Origin of the sequence: Bryocella elongata, from assembly GCF_900108185.1 — a bacterium.
Classification (GTDB): Bacteria; Acidobacteriota; Terriglobia; order Terriglobales; family Acidobacteriaceae; genus Granulicella; species Granulicella elongata.
Genome location: NZ_FNVA01000002.1, coordinates 337,598 through 352,368, shown reverse-complemented (window position 1 = coordinate 352,368; position 14,771 = coordinate 337,598). Strand labels below are relative to the sequence as shown.

13 protein-coding genes are annotated in these 14,771 nt (G+C 62.5%); 6 read left to right on the top strand and 7 right to left on the bottom strand.

Going from position 1 to position 14,771, the window contains the following annotated elements:
• Positions 1-262: 262 nt before the first annotated feature.
• Positions 263-511: a CDGSH iron-sulfur domain-containing protein gene (locus C4S68_RS07770; RefSeq protein ID WP_103932487.1), complete on the bottom strand. Its 249-nt coding sequence runs from the start codon at positions 509-511 to the stop codon at positions 263-265.
• Between the two features lie 108 nt (positions 512-619).
• Between C4S68_RS07770 and C4S68_RS07765 the strand changes: the two genes are divergently transcribed.
• Entirely contained in the window at positions 620-2,317 is a 1,698-nt protein-coding gene (locus tag C4S68_RS07765) for a M28 family metallopeptidase (protein ID WP_103932486.1), read from the top strand.
• A 72-nt stretch (positions 2,318-2,389) separates the two neighbouring features.
• On the opposite strand, the gene C4S68_RS07760 is transcribed toward C4S68_RS07765, so the two are convergent.
• Together C4S68_RS07760 and rph are read right to left on the bottom strand one after the other, a co-directional pair.
• Positions 2,390-2,665, bottom strand: coding sequence for a UBP-type zinc finger domain-containing protein (locus C4S68_RS07760; protein ID WP_103932772.1), 276 nt, complete (start codon positions 2,663-2,665; stop codon positions 2,390-2,392).
• 143 nt (positions 2,666-2,808) lie between these two features.
• Positions 2,809-3,558, bottom strand: a complete 750-nt coding sequence (rph, locus tag C4S68_RS07755; protein WP_103932771.1) for a ribonuclease PH — start codon at positions 3,556-3,558, stop codon at positions 2,809-2,811.
• Between the two features lie 646 nt (positions 3,559-4,204).
• Between rph and C4S68_RS07750 the strand changes: the two genes are divergently transcribed.
• From C4S68_RS07750 to C4S68_RS07730, 5 genes are all read left to right on the top strand, one after another.
• Positions 4,205-5,032, top strand: coding sequence for a sensor histidine kinase (locus C4S68_RS07750; RefSeq protein ID WP_160115055.1), 828 nt, complete (start codon positions 4,205-4,207; stop codon positions 5,030-5,032).
• A 10-nt stretch (positions 5,033-5,042) separates the two neighbouring features.
• Positions 5,043-6,551: a sigma-54-dependent transcriptional regulator gene (locus tag C4S68_RS07745; protein WP_103932484.1), complete on the top strand. Its 1,509-nt coding sequence runs from the start codon at positions 5,043-5,045 to the stop codon at positions 6,549-6,551.
• A gap of 78 nt (positions 6,552-6,629) precedes the next feature.
• Entirely contained in the window at positions 6,630-7,121 is a 492-nt protein-coding gene (locus C4S68_RS07740; RefSeq protein ID WP_103932483.1) for a hypothetical protein, read from the top strand.
• A gap of 308 nt (positions 7,122-7,429) precedes the next feature.
• Complete coding sequence (locus C4S68_RS07735) at positions 7,430-8,419, top strand: tagatose 1,6-diphosphate aldolase (protein WP_103932482.1); 990 nt, start codon at positions 7,430-7,432, stop codon at positions 8,417-8,419.
• A 74-nt stretch (positions 8,420-8,493) separates the two neighbouring features.
• Positions 8,494-9,771 (top strand): BamA/TamA family outer membrane protein, encoded by a 1,278-nt coding sequence (locus C4S68_RS07730; RefSeq protein WP_103932481.1) that lies wholly within the window; start codon positions 8,494-8,496, stop codon positions 9,769-9,771.
• A 23-nt stretch (positions 9,772-9,794) separates the two neighbouring features.
• Here C4S68_RS07730 and C4S68_RS07725 read toward each other — a convergent pair whose 3' ends face one another.
• Genes C4S68_RS07725 through C4S68_RS07710 form a run of 4 tightly spaced genes read right to left on the bottom strand, consistent with a single transcriptional unit; the run spans position 9,795 to position 14,723 of the window.
• Complete coding sequence (locus C4S68_RS07725; RefSeq protein ID WP_103932480.1) at positions 9,795-10,940, bottom strand: glycoside hydrolase family 26 protein; 1,146 nt, start codon at positions 10,938-10,940, stop codon at positions 9,795-9,797.
• Positions 10,937-11,968 (bottom strand): glycosyltransferase family 2 protein, encoded by a 1,032-nt coding sequence (locus tag C4S68_RS07720; protein WP_103932479.1) that lies wholly within the window; start codon positions 11,966-11,968, stop codon positions 10,937-10,939. Before C4S68_RS07720 ends, C4S68_RS07725 begins: the two co-directional genes overlap by 4 nt.
• Positions 11,965-13,407: an O-antigen ligase family protein gene (locus C4S68_RS07715; protein WP_103932478.1), complete on the bottom strand. Its 1,443-nt coding sequence runs from the start codon at positions 13,405-13,407 to the stop codon at positions 11,965-11,967. Before C4S68_RS07715 ends, C4S68_RS07720 begins: the two co-directional genes overlap by 4 nt.
• A complete protein-coding gene (locus C4S68_RS07710; RefSeq protein WP_103932477.1) occupies positions 13,404-14,723 on the bottom strand; it encodes a lipopolysaccharide biosynthesis protein in 1,320 nt (439 codons plus the stop codon). Before C4S68_RS07710 ends, C4S68_RS07715 begins: the two co-directional genes overlap by 4 nt.
• Between the last annotated feature and the right edge of the window lie 48 nt (positions 14,724-14,771).

Genomic DNA, 14,771 nt, shown 5'->3' with positions numbered 1-14,771 from the left:
GGGTTTACAGAACGTCCGAGGGCTGAAGGCCCGACACATCAACAGCCAACGAACGGCAGGTCGTCCCGGACATCCTGGTACCGCTGATGGACTTCTGCCGTGAGATTTGAAGCTTCAGCGAATAGCGACTTGAGCCGCTAAGGCGCGTCTCGCATGCGACGCGTGACGACGCTCGATGCCACCAAGTACCCTCGTAACCCACGCCGTTTGAATATTTTGCAGAAAACAGGGGGAGGGGGGGGGTACCCCGCCCCCGATTCGCCTAGCCCAGGTTCTCGCCCGGCGCCATCACGTTGCACTGCCAGCCCTGGCGGCCATGGGAGCCGTCGCAGAACGGACGCTTTTCGCTGAGACCGCAACGGCACAGGCTGATCGCCGGCTTGCCGGTCAGGTCCCATTCCTTGCCGTCAACGTCCTTCAGGATGATGTGGCCTTCCACGCGCAGCGGGCCGTTAGGACGGACCGTAATCGTGACAGGAGCAGCAGGAAGCGGCAAAGGTGTTTCAGACATAGTGGTTCCTCCGAGACCCTCAGGATACCAGCGCCACCGCAACGGCTGATGACACGGCGCCTGTGCTAGCCTCACCTTCACCGAAACCAGAACCTGCTGGAGCCACCGATGAACAGCCGCGTCCTTCGTCTTGCCACCGCTGCCACGCTCCTTCCCGCCACGCTGGCGTTCTCCGCCCTGCCCGCCGACACCGATCCATCTACCGATCTAGCCCACGGCAAACAGTGGTGGGCCCACGTGCAATACCTGGCCAGCGACGCAATGCAGGGCCGCCTCACGGGCTCGCCCGAGTACCTCAAGGCCGCCGACTACGTGGTGAATCAGTTCAAGGCCGACGGCCTGAAGCCTGCCGGAGAGAACGGCGGCTGGTTCCAGCAGGTGCACTTCGACGTGACCCGTGTCGACCAGTCGAAGTCCTCGCTCGCGTTGACCAACGACGGCAAGACCGCCCCGCTCGTTCTCGGCAAGGACGCCATCCTCGGAGCCCGCTCCAACCCGCCGGGCGACGTGAGCGCTCCCATCGTCTTCATCGGCTACGGTCTGCACCTGCCCGAAAGCGGCTACGACGACTTCAACTCCGCCGATCTCCCTGCCGCCTCACTCAAGGGCAAGATCGTCGTCGAGATCAACGGCGGTCCCTCGGATCTTCCCGGCCCGCTGAAGAGCTACGCCCGCACCTCGCCCCACGCGCGCGAGCTGGCCGAGCTCGGCATCGTCGGCGTCATCAGCATCCCCACGCCCAAGTCCATGGACTTCGGCTTCGAGCGCGTCGCCACCGGCGCGTCGCAGCCTGCCATGACCCTCGCCGCGACGCCTGCCGACCTCGCCGTCGCGAAGGAACATCCGGCGCTGGCCAACTTCCACAATCACACCCTCAGCGTCACGATGAATCCCGCCGAGGCTGAGAAGCTCTTCGCCGGCACGGGTCACACCTTCGCCGAACTCCTCGCCCTCGCCGACGCCCAGAAGCCGCTGCCCCGCTTCGACCTGCACAAGTCGGTCAAGGCTCACGTCTCCGTGGAGCACTCGACGGTAGTCTCGCCCAACATCGTGGCGAAGCTCGAAGGCTCCGACCCCAAGCTGAAGGCCGAGTATGTTCTGGTCTCCGCGCACCTCGATCACCTCGGCGTCGGCGAACCCGTCACCACGCCCCCCGCCGACCCCAACAAGCGCATCTACAACGGCGCCATGGACGACGCTTCGGGTGTCGCCACGGTCCTCGAGACCGCCAAACTGATGAGCGCCCGAGCCGCCAAGGGCGAGCGTCCCAAGCGCAGCATCCTCTTTCTATGCTTCACCGCGGAAGAGAAAGGCCTGCTCGGCTCACGCTACTTCGCCAGCCACCCCACGGTGCCCGCGAGCACGCTGACCGCCGACCTGAACCTCGACATGTTCATGCCGCTGTTCGCCTTCAAGAAGCTGCATGTACAAGGGCTGGCCGAATCGACGCTGGGCGACGACGCCCGCAAGGTCGGCGCAGAGCACCACATCATCATCGCCAACGATCCCGAGCCCGATCGCAACAGCTTCACCCGCACGGATCAATACAGCTTCGTGCAGGCCGGCGTCCCCGCCCTCGCCATGAAGTTCGGTTGGGAGTTCGGCACCCCCGAGTACAAGGCCTGGCGCAACTGGCTGGCGCAGCGGTATCACTCAACGACGGATGATCTGGACCAGCCCGTCGACCTCGTCGCTGCCGCGCAGTTCAACAGCTTCTACGCCGACCTGGCGACCGAAGTTGCGAACAATCCAGCGACACCGCACTATCTGGATTCGAGCTTCTTTCACCGGTTTGAGAAGCAGTAGAAGCCGAGTGAGTAGACATCAGTGAGTAGAGAGTAGACGAGGTTCCTCTGCTCTCTACTCACTGTCCATTACTCACTTCCCCATCTCCACCATGTTGCCGTCGACGTAGCAATATCCCCACGTCTCGCCCGGCTCGACCGAGCGCATCACGGGATGCTTGGTCTCGTGGAAGTGCTTGGTGGCATGCTTGCTCGGCGAGGAGTCGCAGCAGCCGACCTTGCCACACACCAGGCACTCGCGCAGGTGCACCCACCAGCCGCCGGTCTTGTTGCACTCCTCACAGCCTTTCTTGTAGCTCTCCGAGGCTGGAGGAACGGGCTTGAGATGTTCAAAGTGATGGCAGGACATGGCGGGGTTCTCCTTCTCAAGCATCGAGGGTATCGTGCTGGCTCTTCGATGCAACAGAGCCAAAAGAGTCGCTTGGGACTTGACGTTCGCGGTCCGTCACCCGAATCACCGGCGACGGACCGCGGACGGGATCGCTTATGCGTTTACCTTGCTGCCTTCAGGCAATCCAGCTGAGCCGCCAGCAGCACTTGAATACCCTTCTCTGCAATATCCAGCATCTCGTTGAGCTGCGCACGCGAGTAGGTGTCGTGCTCTGCCGTCGCCTGGGTCTCTACCAGGCCGCCCGATGCTGTCATCACCACATTCATGTCCACGTCAGCACGGGAGTCTTCCTCGTAGGCCAGATCCAGCAGGACGTCGCCGTCCACAACACCCACGCTCGTCGCCGCGACCATTTCGCGGATCGGAGAAGCCTTCAAGGTTCCGGCTGCGACGAGCTTGTCGAGCGCGATCGCCAGCGCAACACAAGCTCCGGTAATGGCCGCGGTGCGCGTCCCCCCGTCGGCCTGGAGGACATCGCAGTCCAGGGTCACGGTTCGCTCCCCGAGGGCCTTCATATCCACGACACTGCGCAGGCTGCGGCCGATCAAACGTTGTATCTCGTGTGTACGGCCACCGATCTTACCTTTCTCGGCCTCACGAGCTGTTCGGGTCAGCGTCGCTCGCGGGAGCATGCCATACTCCGCTGTGACCCAACCGCGTCCCGAGTTACGCAGCCAGCCGGGCACCCCATTGTCCACCGTAGCGTTGCACAGCACCTTCGTATGACCAACTTCGATGAGCACCGAGCCTTCGGCCGTCGCGGCCCACCCCGGAGTCATCTTCAGCGGACGCGCATCGCCCGCTCCACGTCCGCCGGAGCGGAATATTTGTTGCTTCAAAGCTTCAACCATCCCGCCATTATAGGAACGAGAGGCCGACATCAGGAACTACCGCTCCGGGACTCGCGCTGCAAGCCACGCCACTCGGGTAGGTGACATCACAGGTGTGAGCCGAGGCGAGTTGTGGGAAACGGACGCTTACCGATTTCATACAGGCAAGGTTTGGGCGCCGAATTTTCTCGTAGCGAATTTTCTAGCGCGAACCGCCAGACAATAAATTTAGGCGTACACTTTGGATCAATTTCGGGAATAGCCATACCAAACCGGGAATGCGCATAAGTGACTGATAGTGAAGGCCGCTAGAACGAGCACGGATTTTACTGTTCCGATTTGGGATGGAATTACATAAAAGACGGGTTTGCTCTCACTCTCTATAATGCGAGCAAACGTTGGCAGTTGCAGCAGTTGCGGACAGAGATTCCAGTTTGGTACTCGAAGTGTTGGGATTTTCTCCGTAACCACAGTTCCCCGACGGGTTTTGGCATGCGGTGCTGTCATTTGCGGCAGCGTGAAGGGTGTCCGAGTCCGCCAGGGAACAGAGATCTCTATGCAGGCTCTTCCGCAGAGTTTTACGGCCGCAAGATTCTCGTTATCTCCACCTCGGTCGCATACGGGCGCCGCGGTGGGGTCTGTCCTCCTATCCGGCGCAATTCCTGAAGTGGGTGAGACGACCGCGGTGGCGCATGACGCGGCGAATATCCTGAGCGCGCTGCTGCTCTATTGCGATCTGCTGCAGCAGCCCGGCGTCCTGAGACCGCGCCACCTTCATTACGCGCGCGAGCTGAACGAGCTGGCGCGAAGGAGCTCCGGGCTGGTCGAGCGACTGCTCGACCAGCTGACGGAGCGGAGCGGAGCTTCGGCCCGGGTCTCAGCGCACTCGGAGCCTGCGGCGGGAAATGGTCGTCCCCCTATTGCGGGGAAGTCCTATTTACCTGCCACGAAGTTTCGCCAGATGGAACCCCTGTTGCGGTCGCTCGCGTTTCCTTACGCGAAGCTTGAGATGGAGATTGGGGATGGCCTGGACGAGTGGGCTACGCCACCGGCCGAGTCGCTCGAGCGTATTGTCGTCAACCTGGTTTGTCACGCGGCCCAGACTCTTGCGCCAAGCGGCTTGTCCAGTCGCCGCCCATTGGCCGATAAGAGCGGTACGCGACAAGACGCGACCCCGAAGGGGCGTATCGCAGTGACTCTGCGGCGATCGGGAAAGCGAACATTGCTCGAGGTGACGGACAACGGTCCAGGCATCTCGGCAGAGATGGCGGCGGCATTTCTGCTGCCGTCTGATCCGATGTCGGGCTCTGAACGCGGTCTTGGGCACCGAGTCGTACATGAACTCGCAGGCGCCACAGGAGCTAGATTGTCCATCCGCTCGCGCCCCGGACAAGGAAGTACCTTCTCGTTGAGCTGGCCAGCCCAACGCAACAATGAGTCCTCGGCGACCGGCGCGCAGCCGGCTGCACCGCAGGAACCGCGCATGGGCCACTGAGGAAGATTTCATGGAGAGCAAAGTAACTCCGCCGAGCAGCACATCCTCAACCATCACCGACAACAGGCCGGCGCCATCGCGAGCCGCTGGGGAGCGGCAACCTCCGGTGCACGTCCTGATTGTTGACGACGATCAACCCGTGCGAAGCGCCTGCGCCGAGATTGCAGCGAGTCTTGGCTTCATTGTGCATACGGCCGACTCCGTTCAAACCGGGCGCGCGGTGCTGGCTCATCATCCGATCGACATCATCCTTCTCGACCTGAAGCTGCCGGGCGGCAGCGGACTTACGTTGCTGGAAGAGGTTCGCGCCAAGCAGCCTGACGTCATCGTCATCGTGATGACGGCGTTCGCTACGGTGAGTTCGGCAGTGGAAGCGATGCGGACGGGTGCGACCGACTATCTGACGAAGCCCTTTACGCTGGAGGAGGTATCGACCGTCCTCGAGCGCTCCAGTCAAAGGCGCGTGTTTGATGTCGAGAGTCGCAACCTGCGGGAGAAGCTTCGCACAGACTCCGGCATGGGAGGCATCGTCGGCCACTCTCCGGTAATGGAGAAGCTGTACCGAATCCTCTCGAAGGTCTCGACGACGTCGCATCCGGTGTTGATTCTGGGAGAGAGCGGCGTGGGCAAGGAGCTCATCGCGCGCTCCATTCACCAGAATGGACCGAATGCCTCCAAGCCGTTCATCCCTGTCGATTGCGGATCGCTGGTTCCTACGTTGATCGAGAGCGAACTCTTCGGCTACGTCAAGGGTGCGTTCACGGGAGCGAACCGATCGAAGACGGGTCTACTCGCCGCGGCGGAAGGCGGGACGGTCTTTCTGGATGAGATCGGAGAGCTTCCGCTGGATCTGCAGGCGAAGTTGCTTCGCGCTCTGCAGGAGAAAGAGGTGCGTCCTGTAGGAGCTACGCAGGCGGTTCCGATCCAGGCGCGAATCCTTGCGGCGACCAACCGTGACCTTCTGGCGATGGTGGAGACCGGGCGATTCCGGAAGGATCTCTACTTCCGGTTGAACGTAGTGACGCTGCGCATCCCACCGCTGCGGGAGCGACGGGCTGATATTCCGCTGCTGGCGGCGCATATCCTCGACAACCTGCAGCGCCAGACGGGCACGGCCTTTACGTTCTCCGACGACGCTCTCCGAATGATCGTGGAATACGACTGGCCAGGCAATGTGCGAGAGCTGGAGAACGCGATCGAGCGTGCCTGCGCCCTGTCGAGCGGACCGGTCCTGCATCTGGCCGACTTCCCGACCCAGGTGCAGTATCACAATGCTCACGCGACGAATCCGACCGACACGATGGCTCTTTCGGCAGCTCCAGAGGAGATTCCATTGGGAAGCATCGCACCACAAGCAGTGCTCTCCATTGCCGAGTTGGAGAAACAGGCGATCCTCAATACGATCCGGCAGCTGAAGGGCGACAAGTTGATGGCGGCGAAGCTTCTGGGGATTGGCAAGACGACGCTTTACCGGAAGTTGAAGGAGTACGGGCTTGGCAGCGATGCAAGCCTGATGTAACGGAAATCACCGACATCCCGGAGTTTAGGGAATGGGATGTCGGCGGGTCAGGAAAGTTGAATTCAGGGGAGGCACAAGATGCCGTACACCATTCTTCTTATCGCTCCCGAAGCCGCCGCGACGCAGGTTGCCGACCTGCTGCGGCGGGAGTTGGACTCTGCCGTGGAGGTTGCCCCCAACCGTCGTGCAGGCCTCGCCGCGCTGCGCCGGGCGGAGTATGCCCTGGTGTTGCTCGACGAGAGCCTCGCTTCGGCCTCGCCCGAAACCGCCGACATCATCTACCAGAATGCGGGTTCCGCCCCGGTGCTGGAGATGAGCTTCCATGTGTCGACGGCGCCACGGATCCTGCGGCAGGCTCGTGCCGCCATTGCACGAGCCACCCACGAGCGCGCCCAGGCTCGTGCCGCCGTAACAGCATCCCTGCACTCCGAGTTGAACGCTTCGCTGGCTGGAATCCTGCTGGAATCGCAACTGGCTCTGCGAAGTGCGCAGCCCGACCAGGCTCCCAAGCTGCGGCACCTGGTGGAACTCGCGGGCGACCTCCGCGACCGGCTTCGAGCTCAGATATAGGGCACAAGGCGATGAAGAAGATCGGATGAATCTCGCCGGATGGAGGGATGCGGCCGACATGGTGGCTGGGGTATGATCCCGGCGAGGCGTGCCCTCCATCGTAGAAGTACGGCTGTGATGTGCCAGGCAGATCACGGGGGATTTGTTCCGCCGGGCGCTGAACGGGGCTCGAAGGAGCCGCGATAGCAGCCATCGATTACCGTCCGGCGTGTCTGCATACCGTACAGCCTTGTGTGTAGAATCGCCGAACCGCCGGCTCGCCGTGCGCATCTGAAAGACTGTTTCGACATCGCCTGGGAGAACAATCGATGAAGCTTACCCCTGGAAAACTTGCGGGGATGAAGGCAGTATCTGACGCCCGCAACGTCATTGCCGCAGCGGCCATGGACCAGCGCGGCTCGCTGCAAAAGTCGCTGGCCAAAGAACGCGGTGGAATTGCGACCGGCCACGATCTCGAGGTCTTCAAGACCTGTGTCGCCGACACCTTGACGAGGTACGCCTCAGCGATCCTGCTCGATCCCGAGTTCGGCCTTCCGGCCTCGCACCATCGCAACGGCAAGGGTCTGCTGCTGGCGTACGAGAAGACCGGCTACGATGCCGCGACGCCCGGCCGCCTTCCGGACCTGCTGGATGTGTGGAGCGTGCAGCGCCTCAAGGCTGCAGGAGCGGACTGCATCAAGATCCTGCTCTACTACACCCCCTTCGAGAAGCCTTCGGCCAACGAATTCAAGCACGCGTGGGTCGAGCGCATTGGCGACGAGTGCCGCACCAACGACATTCCGTTCTTCCTTGAGCTGGTGGGCTATGACGCCGAAGGCGGCGATGAAAAGACTGTGGAGTATGCGCGCAAAAAGCCTTCCGTGGTTCTGGGCGGGATGGAAGAGTACTCCAAGCCCAACTATGGCGTGGACGTGCTGAAGGTCGAAGTGCCGATCCAGATGGAGTTCGTTGCTGGCACCAAGGCATTCAAGGGCGACGCAGCGTATACCCGCGAGGAAGCGATGCAGCTCTTCCGCAACGTCGAAGACAACACGGCGCTTCCCTTCATCTTCCTCTCGGCAGGCGTCTCGAACCCGGTCTTCATCGAGACCCTGGAGCTCGCCAACGAGTCGGGCGTTGCGTACAACGGTGTCCTCTGCGGCCGGGCGACCTGGAAGGATGGCATCGCCATCTACGCCAAGCAGGGCGAGGCAGCCTTCCGTGAATGGCTCGACACCGTCGGCACCGAGAACATTCAGAACGTGAACAAGGCTCTCGAGGGCGCTACTCCCTGGACGAGCAAGGTTGAGAACGCATAGATCTTCCCTTTGCCTGCAGCACCAGGAGCCGGGCCCGTTCGCGGGCCCGGCTTGCTTTTGCAGGAACCCACGGCGTGTCGCAGTACACTGCACGCATGCTCCGGCCACTGAGGTTCTTTGCCGTCGTCAGTCTCTTCGCGTGCGCGCTTCACATCGTCGCGCAGGATTTCCAGCCCAAGGCCATTCGCTTTGAGGGTGCTCCCGACCAGGACCAGGCGCGGCTGCTCGCCATCACGGGCCTTACCCCGGGCGCGACGGTGACGAAGGAGCAGATCGAAGCCGGGCTGGGAAAGCTCGCCGATACGGGTTCTTTCACAGACATCAGTTATACGGTGAACAGCCAGGCACTCGTCATCAAGCTGGGCAGCTCGGACAACGCCGGGCTGCTGCCGGTGCGGTTCGCCAACTTCCTATGGTGGAAACCGGAAGAGCTGGAGCGCCTTCTTGAAGCCGAGGTGCCGATCTATCACGGGCAGATCTCGCTCACGGGGTCGCTGACCACCGAAGTGGAAGCGGCCCTGGTCAAGCTGGCGAAGCAGAAGGGGTTGGACATCAAGGTGTCGGCCGAGCACGGAGCCGGGCATATTGTGCTGAGTATCGATCAGCCTCATATCGTCGTCGGCCGGATCGCGATTGACGATGTCCGGCCGGCCCTCGGGCCGAAGATCTCCGATTTCGTCGCAGGCATGCGCGGACAAGATCTGGACGTGGTCACAACGGCCACAACGATCACGGAGGATGGAAGAGACATCTTCCGTAACGCCGGATACCTCGATGTAGCCATCGACCCACCAGTGTTCACGGAGCCCCACCCTCTGGCCGCGGGGACTTACGCCGTGGACGCGAAGGTAACGGTCCATCGCGGGGATATCTACAAGGTGGTGGAGCTCGCAATCGTTCCTGCGCAGCCGCTGCAGGAGTCCGAGCTGCGTGCCGTCTCGGAGTTGAAGAAGGGCGACCCTGCTGCTCCCATGGGGCTGCTCATCAGCGGGCAGAAGATGGCGAGGCTCTACGCGGACCGAGGCTATCTCGACGCCAGCGCGACGCAGTCGATCTCACTCGACAACGTGGCTCACACGGCCGCGTACACGCTGACGTTGAGGGCAGGCACGCTGTATCACGTTGCGGGGATCCTGACAGGAGCGCTGCCCGTGGATGCCCAGACCGAGCTTGCAAAGGACAAGCGACTCTCGCCTGGTCTTCCTGCGGACAACGAGATAGGACATGCGATCGCCGAGGACCTGATGCCGCTCTATCCGCATCGAGCGCTGAATCTTGGAGAGCGCGTCGACCGCCTCGAGCACACGGTGACCTATGTGGTCGAGTTTCGTACCGCTGCACCACGCGATTGACAATGCGAACCGCTGTTTTGAGGCTACTTCGCGTTGAGCAGCTTCATCGTCGCCGCGCGGGTGCGTGCATTGGCGAACAGCGGCGCGCTGACCTGCCGCCGATAGAACGCGAGCACTGCGGGGTTGCGCTCGATGCGGCCATCGCCCCAGTCCTTCCACTGCGGGTAAGAGCTCCAGTCCCAGTCGATGTAGCAGAAGGCCTTGATGCCGCGCTGGCTGCGGATGAGGCCGAAGTACGGGGCGAACCACGCGTCGATGGGAGCCTGGCCCGCCTCGACGCTGTGGTGGAAGGGCGTGGACTCGGCGATCATCACCGGGAAGCGATGGCGGTCGGCATCGGCGAGGAACGCGCGGGTGGCTTCCGACGTGATGGATTCGCTGCGAAAGAGATTGATCGCCCACCAGTCGACCCATGCATCGCCCGGATAGTACGCTCCCCAACGCTTCGCCGCGTCGCTGACCTGAGCACCGCCGTTCTCGGTGTCGAGTTCCGCTTCGGCCGACAGATCCCAAACCAGCGCGACGTTCTCGAGATGGCAGCTGCGGATCGACTCTGAGACGTGGCGGAAGGCGTCGACGTAGCTGCGCGGCTGATAGCCGTTCCATGAGCCGTTGAACTCATAGCCCACGCGAAGGAATACCGGCCGGTCGAGCGACTTGAGGCCGTCGCATAAAGCGCGCAGGCGGGAGTCATCAACACCGTCGGCGACCTCCTGCTCGTAGTGCTTCTTCGCGTCGCCCTCGTTCATGGCGATACCGATCTGCGGCACCACCAGGTCGGGATATCTGATGAGCTCATCATGCAGCCGAGCGAAGAATGCGGGGATATCGTCGTGCAAGTCGACATAGCTCATCGACAGGATCGGCTGCGATGGCTCGACGGCCCTGGAGTATGCGATGAAAGTGGCGGCGTCACTCTGCCCGGCGCCGTGCAGCACAACGGGGTCGCGCGGCTCGAGCCGGCGGCCATAGTAGGTACGCGCCACGAGCGGAGCCGCTGCGAGGCTCTGGCCCGTGGTGGAGCTTGAACGCTGCTGCGCCTGTACCTCGCGAAGCACGCTTCGCGCGAGGCGGTGCTTCGTCTGGGGAGCGGTCCACAGCAACGCGACGATACCGGCGCCTGCGGCCATCAAGGCAAGAAGCGCGGTGTAGATGCGCGGGAAGTTCATCGCGGCGTCGAAGCCTCCGCGGGCGTTTCATGGCTCTCACCTGACGAAAGCGACCGCTTCCACGCGGCCTGGAGCAGCACATTCGGCAGCAGGGCCACGCCGGCGACGAAGAGGATATCGAGCGGTCGCGGCCTGTTATTCGCGATCGTCATGAAGATCTCGGCGACGCCCTTGAGCTCGCCCGCGCGCTTGGCCTTGAGGGCGACCTTGGTGGCGAGGAACGAGTTGTACGCTCGAGGCGTGAGCCATTTGCGGTAACGATTGGCCCAGTGCAACGAGTCGCGCCAGTTCATGCGGCGGCTGCGCGAGATGCTCTCGGTGACGATGTTGTAGATCACCAGGGGTTCCCAGACGAACTCGACCCGCGCACCGGCGATATTCCAGGCCTCCAGCAGCCAGGCCCAGTCCTCGTGATCGCGATGCGTGGTGAACGGCACGATCTCGAAGATGGAGCGATGGACCATGAGCGCCTGCACCGGGATGACGCCCGGCCTGCCCAGCAGCGAAGGCCGCACGAGGATGTACTCAGAGACATCCTCGTCGGGACCGATGGGCCGCTGTGGCCACACGTCGTCCTGCTTGCCGTCACGGCGATAGATGGTGCGGCAGGCGATCATCACATTCGGTCGGTCGGCCTGGGCAGCCGCGATGCAGCGCTCGACGCGCTCGGGCAGCACGAGGTCGTCATCGTCGAGGAAGGCGAGCCACTCGCCGCGACTCATGCGCACGCCGCGATTGCGCGCTTCTGCCGGTCCGGAGTTCTTCTCCAGCTCGAAGTAGCGGAGTCGAGCATCGATGCCCTCGACGGCGGCGCGCGCGTCTGGGTCTGGCCCATCTGCGACAACGATGACTTCAACATTCGGGTAGGTCTGCGCAAGCGCACTCAGCGCGGCCTCACGCATCTCTTTCACGCGGCGATACGTGGGGATGATGATGCTGACGAGTCCCGGCAGACCAGGACCAAGGCTGGTCACGCGGCGCGGAGAGAGTTGCACGCCTCCGAGGCATGGAGACGTTCGCGACATCATGACCGGTCTCCGGCCAACGCAGGATATCTGCGGCCGTTTGCAGCGGTGGGCTGCAAAGGAATGCCCCCGATGATGTCCTTCGGTCCGAGGCCAAGATCGCTCTCCGCCTCGGAGCCTTCACGCATGCACATCTTGACCACCGAGATGTAGACGAACATCGATGGCAGGTATGGGTCGAGCGGCGTGGACTCGGCGAGGCTGGTGAGCACGAGCCAGGTGAGCAGCACGGCGGGAAGCATGTCGCTCTCGGAACGCGTGCGGCGATAGCGCTTCCAGGCGATGACTAACGCACCAACCATCATCCCTGCATAGAGGAGTGCTCCGACCACTCCGAGCGACAGGGTCTGATCGAGGAAGGTGTTGTGTGCGTGCGGCACCATCCAGCCCTGGTCGGCTGAGACCTTTTCGACGCGCTTCGGCTCCCAGAAGGCCTCGTAGCCAAAGCCGAGCCACGGCTTCTCTTCGACGCTCTCCATCAGCTCAGACCACAGCGGTGCGCGGTTGGACAGACTGGAGGTGTTCTGGGTGTCGGTGCGGCCCATCATGAAGATGTCGGTAGCCGCGCCCTTCGCGTTACGGCCGAGCACGAGGATGAGTCCAGGAACAGCGATCATCACCGAAGCGAGAAGCAGCATGGCTCGGTCTGCGGGGCGCATCTGGCGCTTCGTCATGCGCGTGAACATGATCACCACAAGACCGAGGCAGATGAACGCACCCATACGGGCCCGTGTGAAGAAGAGCAGCGCGAGAATGAAGGCGAGAAAAGGAAAGAGCCTGCTGCGCCATTCAGGTCTTCGCATGCACAACGTCAGGCCGCAGAGCGTACAGACGAGCAGGTTCATCGCCTGGTAGTTCGCGGTCATCACGCCGGTGAAGCGGTAGTCAGGGTTGAAGGGCTGGAAGATGCCCTCCTGCAGCCAATCGACGTAGAACGAAATCATGGCAACGGTGCCCGTCGCCAGGAATCCCCAAAGGGCGATCTCCAGATTCGAATAGACGCGCGCGATCACGTACGCAAAGAAGGCGTCGATGCCAAAGACGACCAGCCGCTTCCCTGTGATGGCGGGGTCCTCGCTCCAGCCAAAGCTCGCGAACGACCAGGCGACGTAGCCGATGGCCACGAACATGAGCGGACCACCGAAGCGCCCTCGCTTTGGGAGCCGCCACAGCATGAACGTGGCGATCACGAGGACGATCGGCATCGCGACCTGGCGGCTGAAGTTGCCTTCGTAAGCCTGAGCTTCATTGGCCGCCGCCTTCAGCGGATCGGGATCGACCTTGAGCGGGAGATAGTAGGGCACCGAGTACCAGAAGCAGACGCCCAGCAGCACAGCGCAAACGATCTTGATGAGCTTCAACCGGTAGTCGGCGCGGCCCTGCTCGAGCGCGGCTTTCTGCAGTTCGGCGCGAGCTACCTGCGCACTCAAAAGGAGGCTCATATGGCTTTGAGCTCCCGTGTGTAGAAGAACTGCCGCACCACCAGCACGACGGCGCTGCCGATCAGCATCGCGCCTGCGGCTCCCGGCAGGGCAAAGGCATGGACCAGCCAGACACTGATCGCGAGCTGCGCGACGAGCCCGGCGAGCTGCGCGTAGAAGGTGAAGTCCGCATGCTCGATCGCGGTGAGCGCATACCCCTGGGCCATCGTAGAAGCGTAGACCACAAGGTTCAGCGCGAGCACCACGAGCACCATCCGTCCGTTGGCCGGAAAGTGCTTGTAGACCAACTGAGCAAACTGCGGCCCGATGAGCAGGACACCCGCGGCAAACAGGGCAGCTCCGCCGAACAGAATGCCATCGAGGCGGCGGACCATCTTTGTCAGCGCCGGCCGGCCGCCATCAGCGTAGGCCCGCGCCATCATCGGCGCCATGATGTTCTGGATCGACACCAGCGCAACGCGAGGGATGTTCACCACCTGTTCGCAGATGGAGTAGGCGCCCACGCCGCCGCCGCCCATGAGCGCGCCGAGGAGCCAGGGGTTGGCCTGCGAGCTGACCGTAAAGACCATGTTGCTGCCCAGGAACCATTTACCCAGTCGCAGGTTCTTCCAGAGGTCGGGGAGCACGGAGCTGAACTCAATGTCGAAGGTCTTCCACTCGTTGATCAGCCACCAGAAAGACACGAGGATCGCGCAGATCGAAAGGGCGGAGAGAGCCGTCCCGACGTTGAGCCGATGCGCTCTCCAAAGCCAGCAAACCGCAATGACCTGCAGGCCGTTGGTGGCGACATCGGTCCAGAAGGCTTCCTTCATGCGGATCTCGGCGAAGTACATGCGCCGGGTGTATTCGCGGAAGATGATGCCGAAGGCGGTGACGACCAGTGGCGCAAAGACGCCGTAGTACATGCCGCGCGATGGTGTAGTGGACCACCATGCTGCGCCGCGCAGCACGAGCGTCGCAAAGAGCAGCGCGAGGATCTGGAGGACGAAGATGCTCCCAAGGTACGCCCGCTGCTTCTCCTTCTCGAGGGAAGGCAGGTTGAACATCAGCGGCGCCCACAGAAAGACGCTGCAGAGCTGCTGAATAAGATCGATGGACCTCTGCGTGAGGATGTAGATGCCGAACTCCCACGGCGTGCAGTAGCGCGAGATGAACGCGGCGACAGCCATATTGCCGAGGGAGAAGACGATCTGATCGCCCAGCGCATAACCGAAGCGCTCGCTGACGAGCTTGCGGGCACGGGTGAGCAGCCCCTGTGGGCGGACAGGGCTCACCTCGATCTCCTCAGCAGTACCGGCCTCGGAAAGCGGCGTCATAGCCTCAATCGTCTCATCCGCGCAAGGGTCGCACGATGCCCCTTTCGC

What these genes read in the sequence shown, in the direction of transcription:
- C4S68_RS07770 (WP_103932487.1), bottom strand. Translation starts at nt 511, where the DNA reads ATGTCTGAAACACCTTTGCCGCTTCCTGCTGCTCCTGTCACGATTACG.
- C4S68_RS07765 (WP_103932486.1), top strand. Translation starts at nt 620, where the DNA reads ATGAACAGCCGCGTCCTTCGTCTTGCCACCGCTGCCACGCTCCTTCCC.
- C4S68_RS07760 (WP_103932772.1), bottom strand. Translation starts at nt 2,665, where the DNA reads ATGTCCTGCCATCACTTTGAACATCTCAAGCCCGTTCCTCCAGCCTCG.
- rph (WP_103932771.1), bottom strand. Translation starts at nt 3,558, where the DNA reads ATGGTTGAAGCTTTGAAGCAACAAATATTCCGCTCCGGCGGACGTGGA.
- C4S68_RS07745 (WP_103932484.1), top strand. Translation starts at nt 5,043, where the DNA reads ATGGAGAGCAAAGTAACTCCGCCGAGCAGCACATCCTCAACCATCACC.
- C4S68_RS07740 (WP_103932483.1), top strand. Translation starts at nt 6,630, where the DNA reads ATGCCGTACACCATTCTTCTTATCGCTCCCGAAGCCGCCGCGACGCAG.
- C4S68_RS07735 (WP_103932482.1), top strand. Translation starts at nt 7,430, where the DNA reads ATGAAGCTTACCCCTGGAAAACTTGCGGGGATGAAGGCAGTATCTGAC.
- C4S68_RS07725 (WP_103932480.1), bottom strand. Translation starts at nt 10,940, where the DNA reads ATGAACTTCCCGCGCATCTACACCGCGCTTCTTGCCTTGATGGCCGCA.
- C4S68_RS07720 (WP_103932479.1), bottom strand. Translation starts at nt 11,968, where the DNA reads ATGATGTCGCGAACGTCTCCATGCCTCGGAGGCGTGCAACTCTCTCCG.
- C4S68_RS07715 (WP_103932478.1), bottom strand. Translation starts at nt 13,407, where the DNA reads ATGAGCCTCCTTTTGAGTGCGCAGGTAGCTCGCGCCGAACTGCAGAAA.
- C4S68_RS07710 (WP_103932477.1), bottom strand. Translation starts at nt 14,723, where the DNA reads ATGACGCCGCTTTCCGAGGCCGGTACTGCTGAGGAGATCGAGGTGAGC.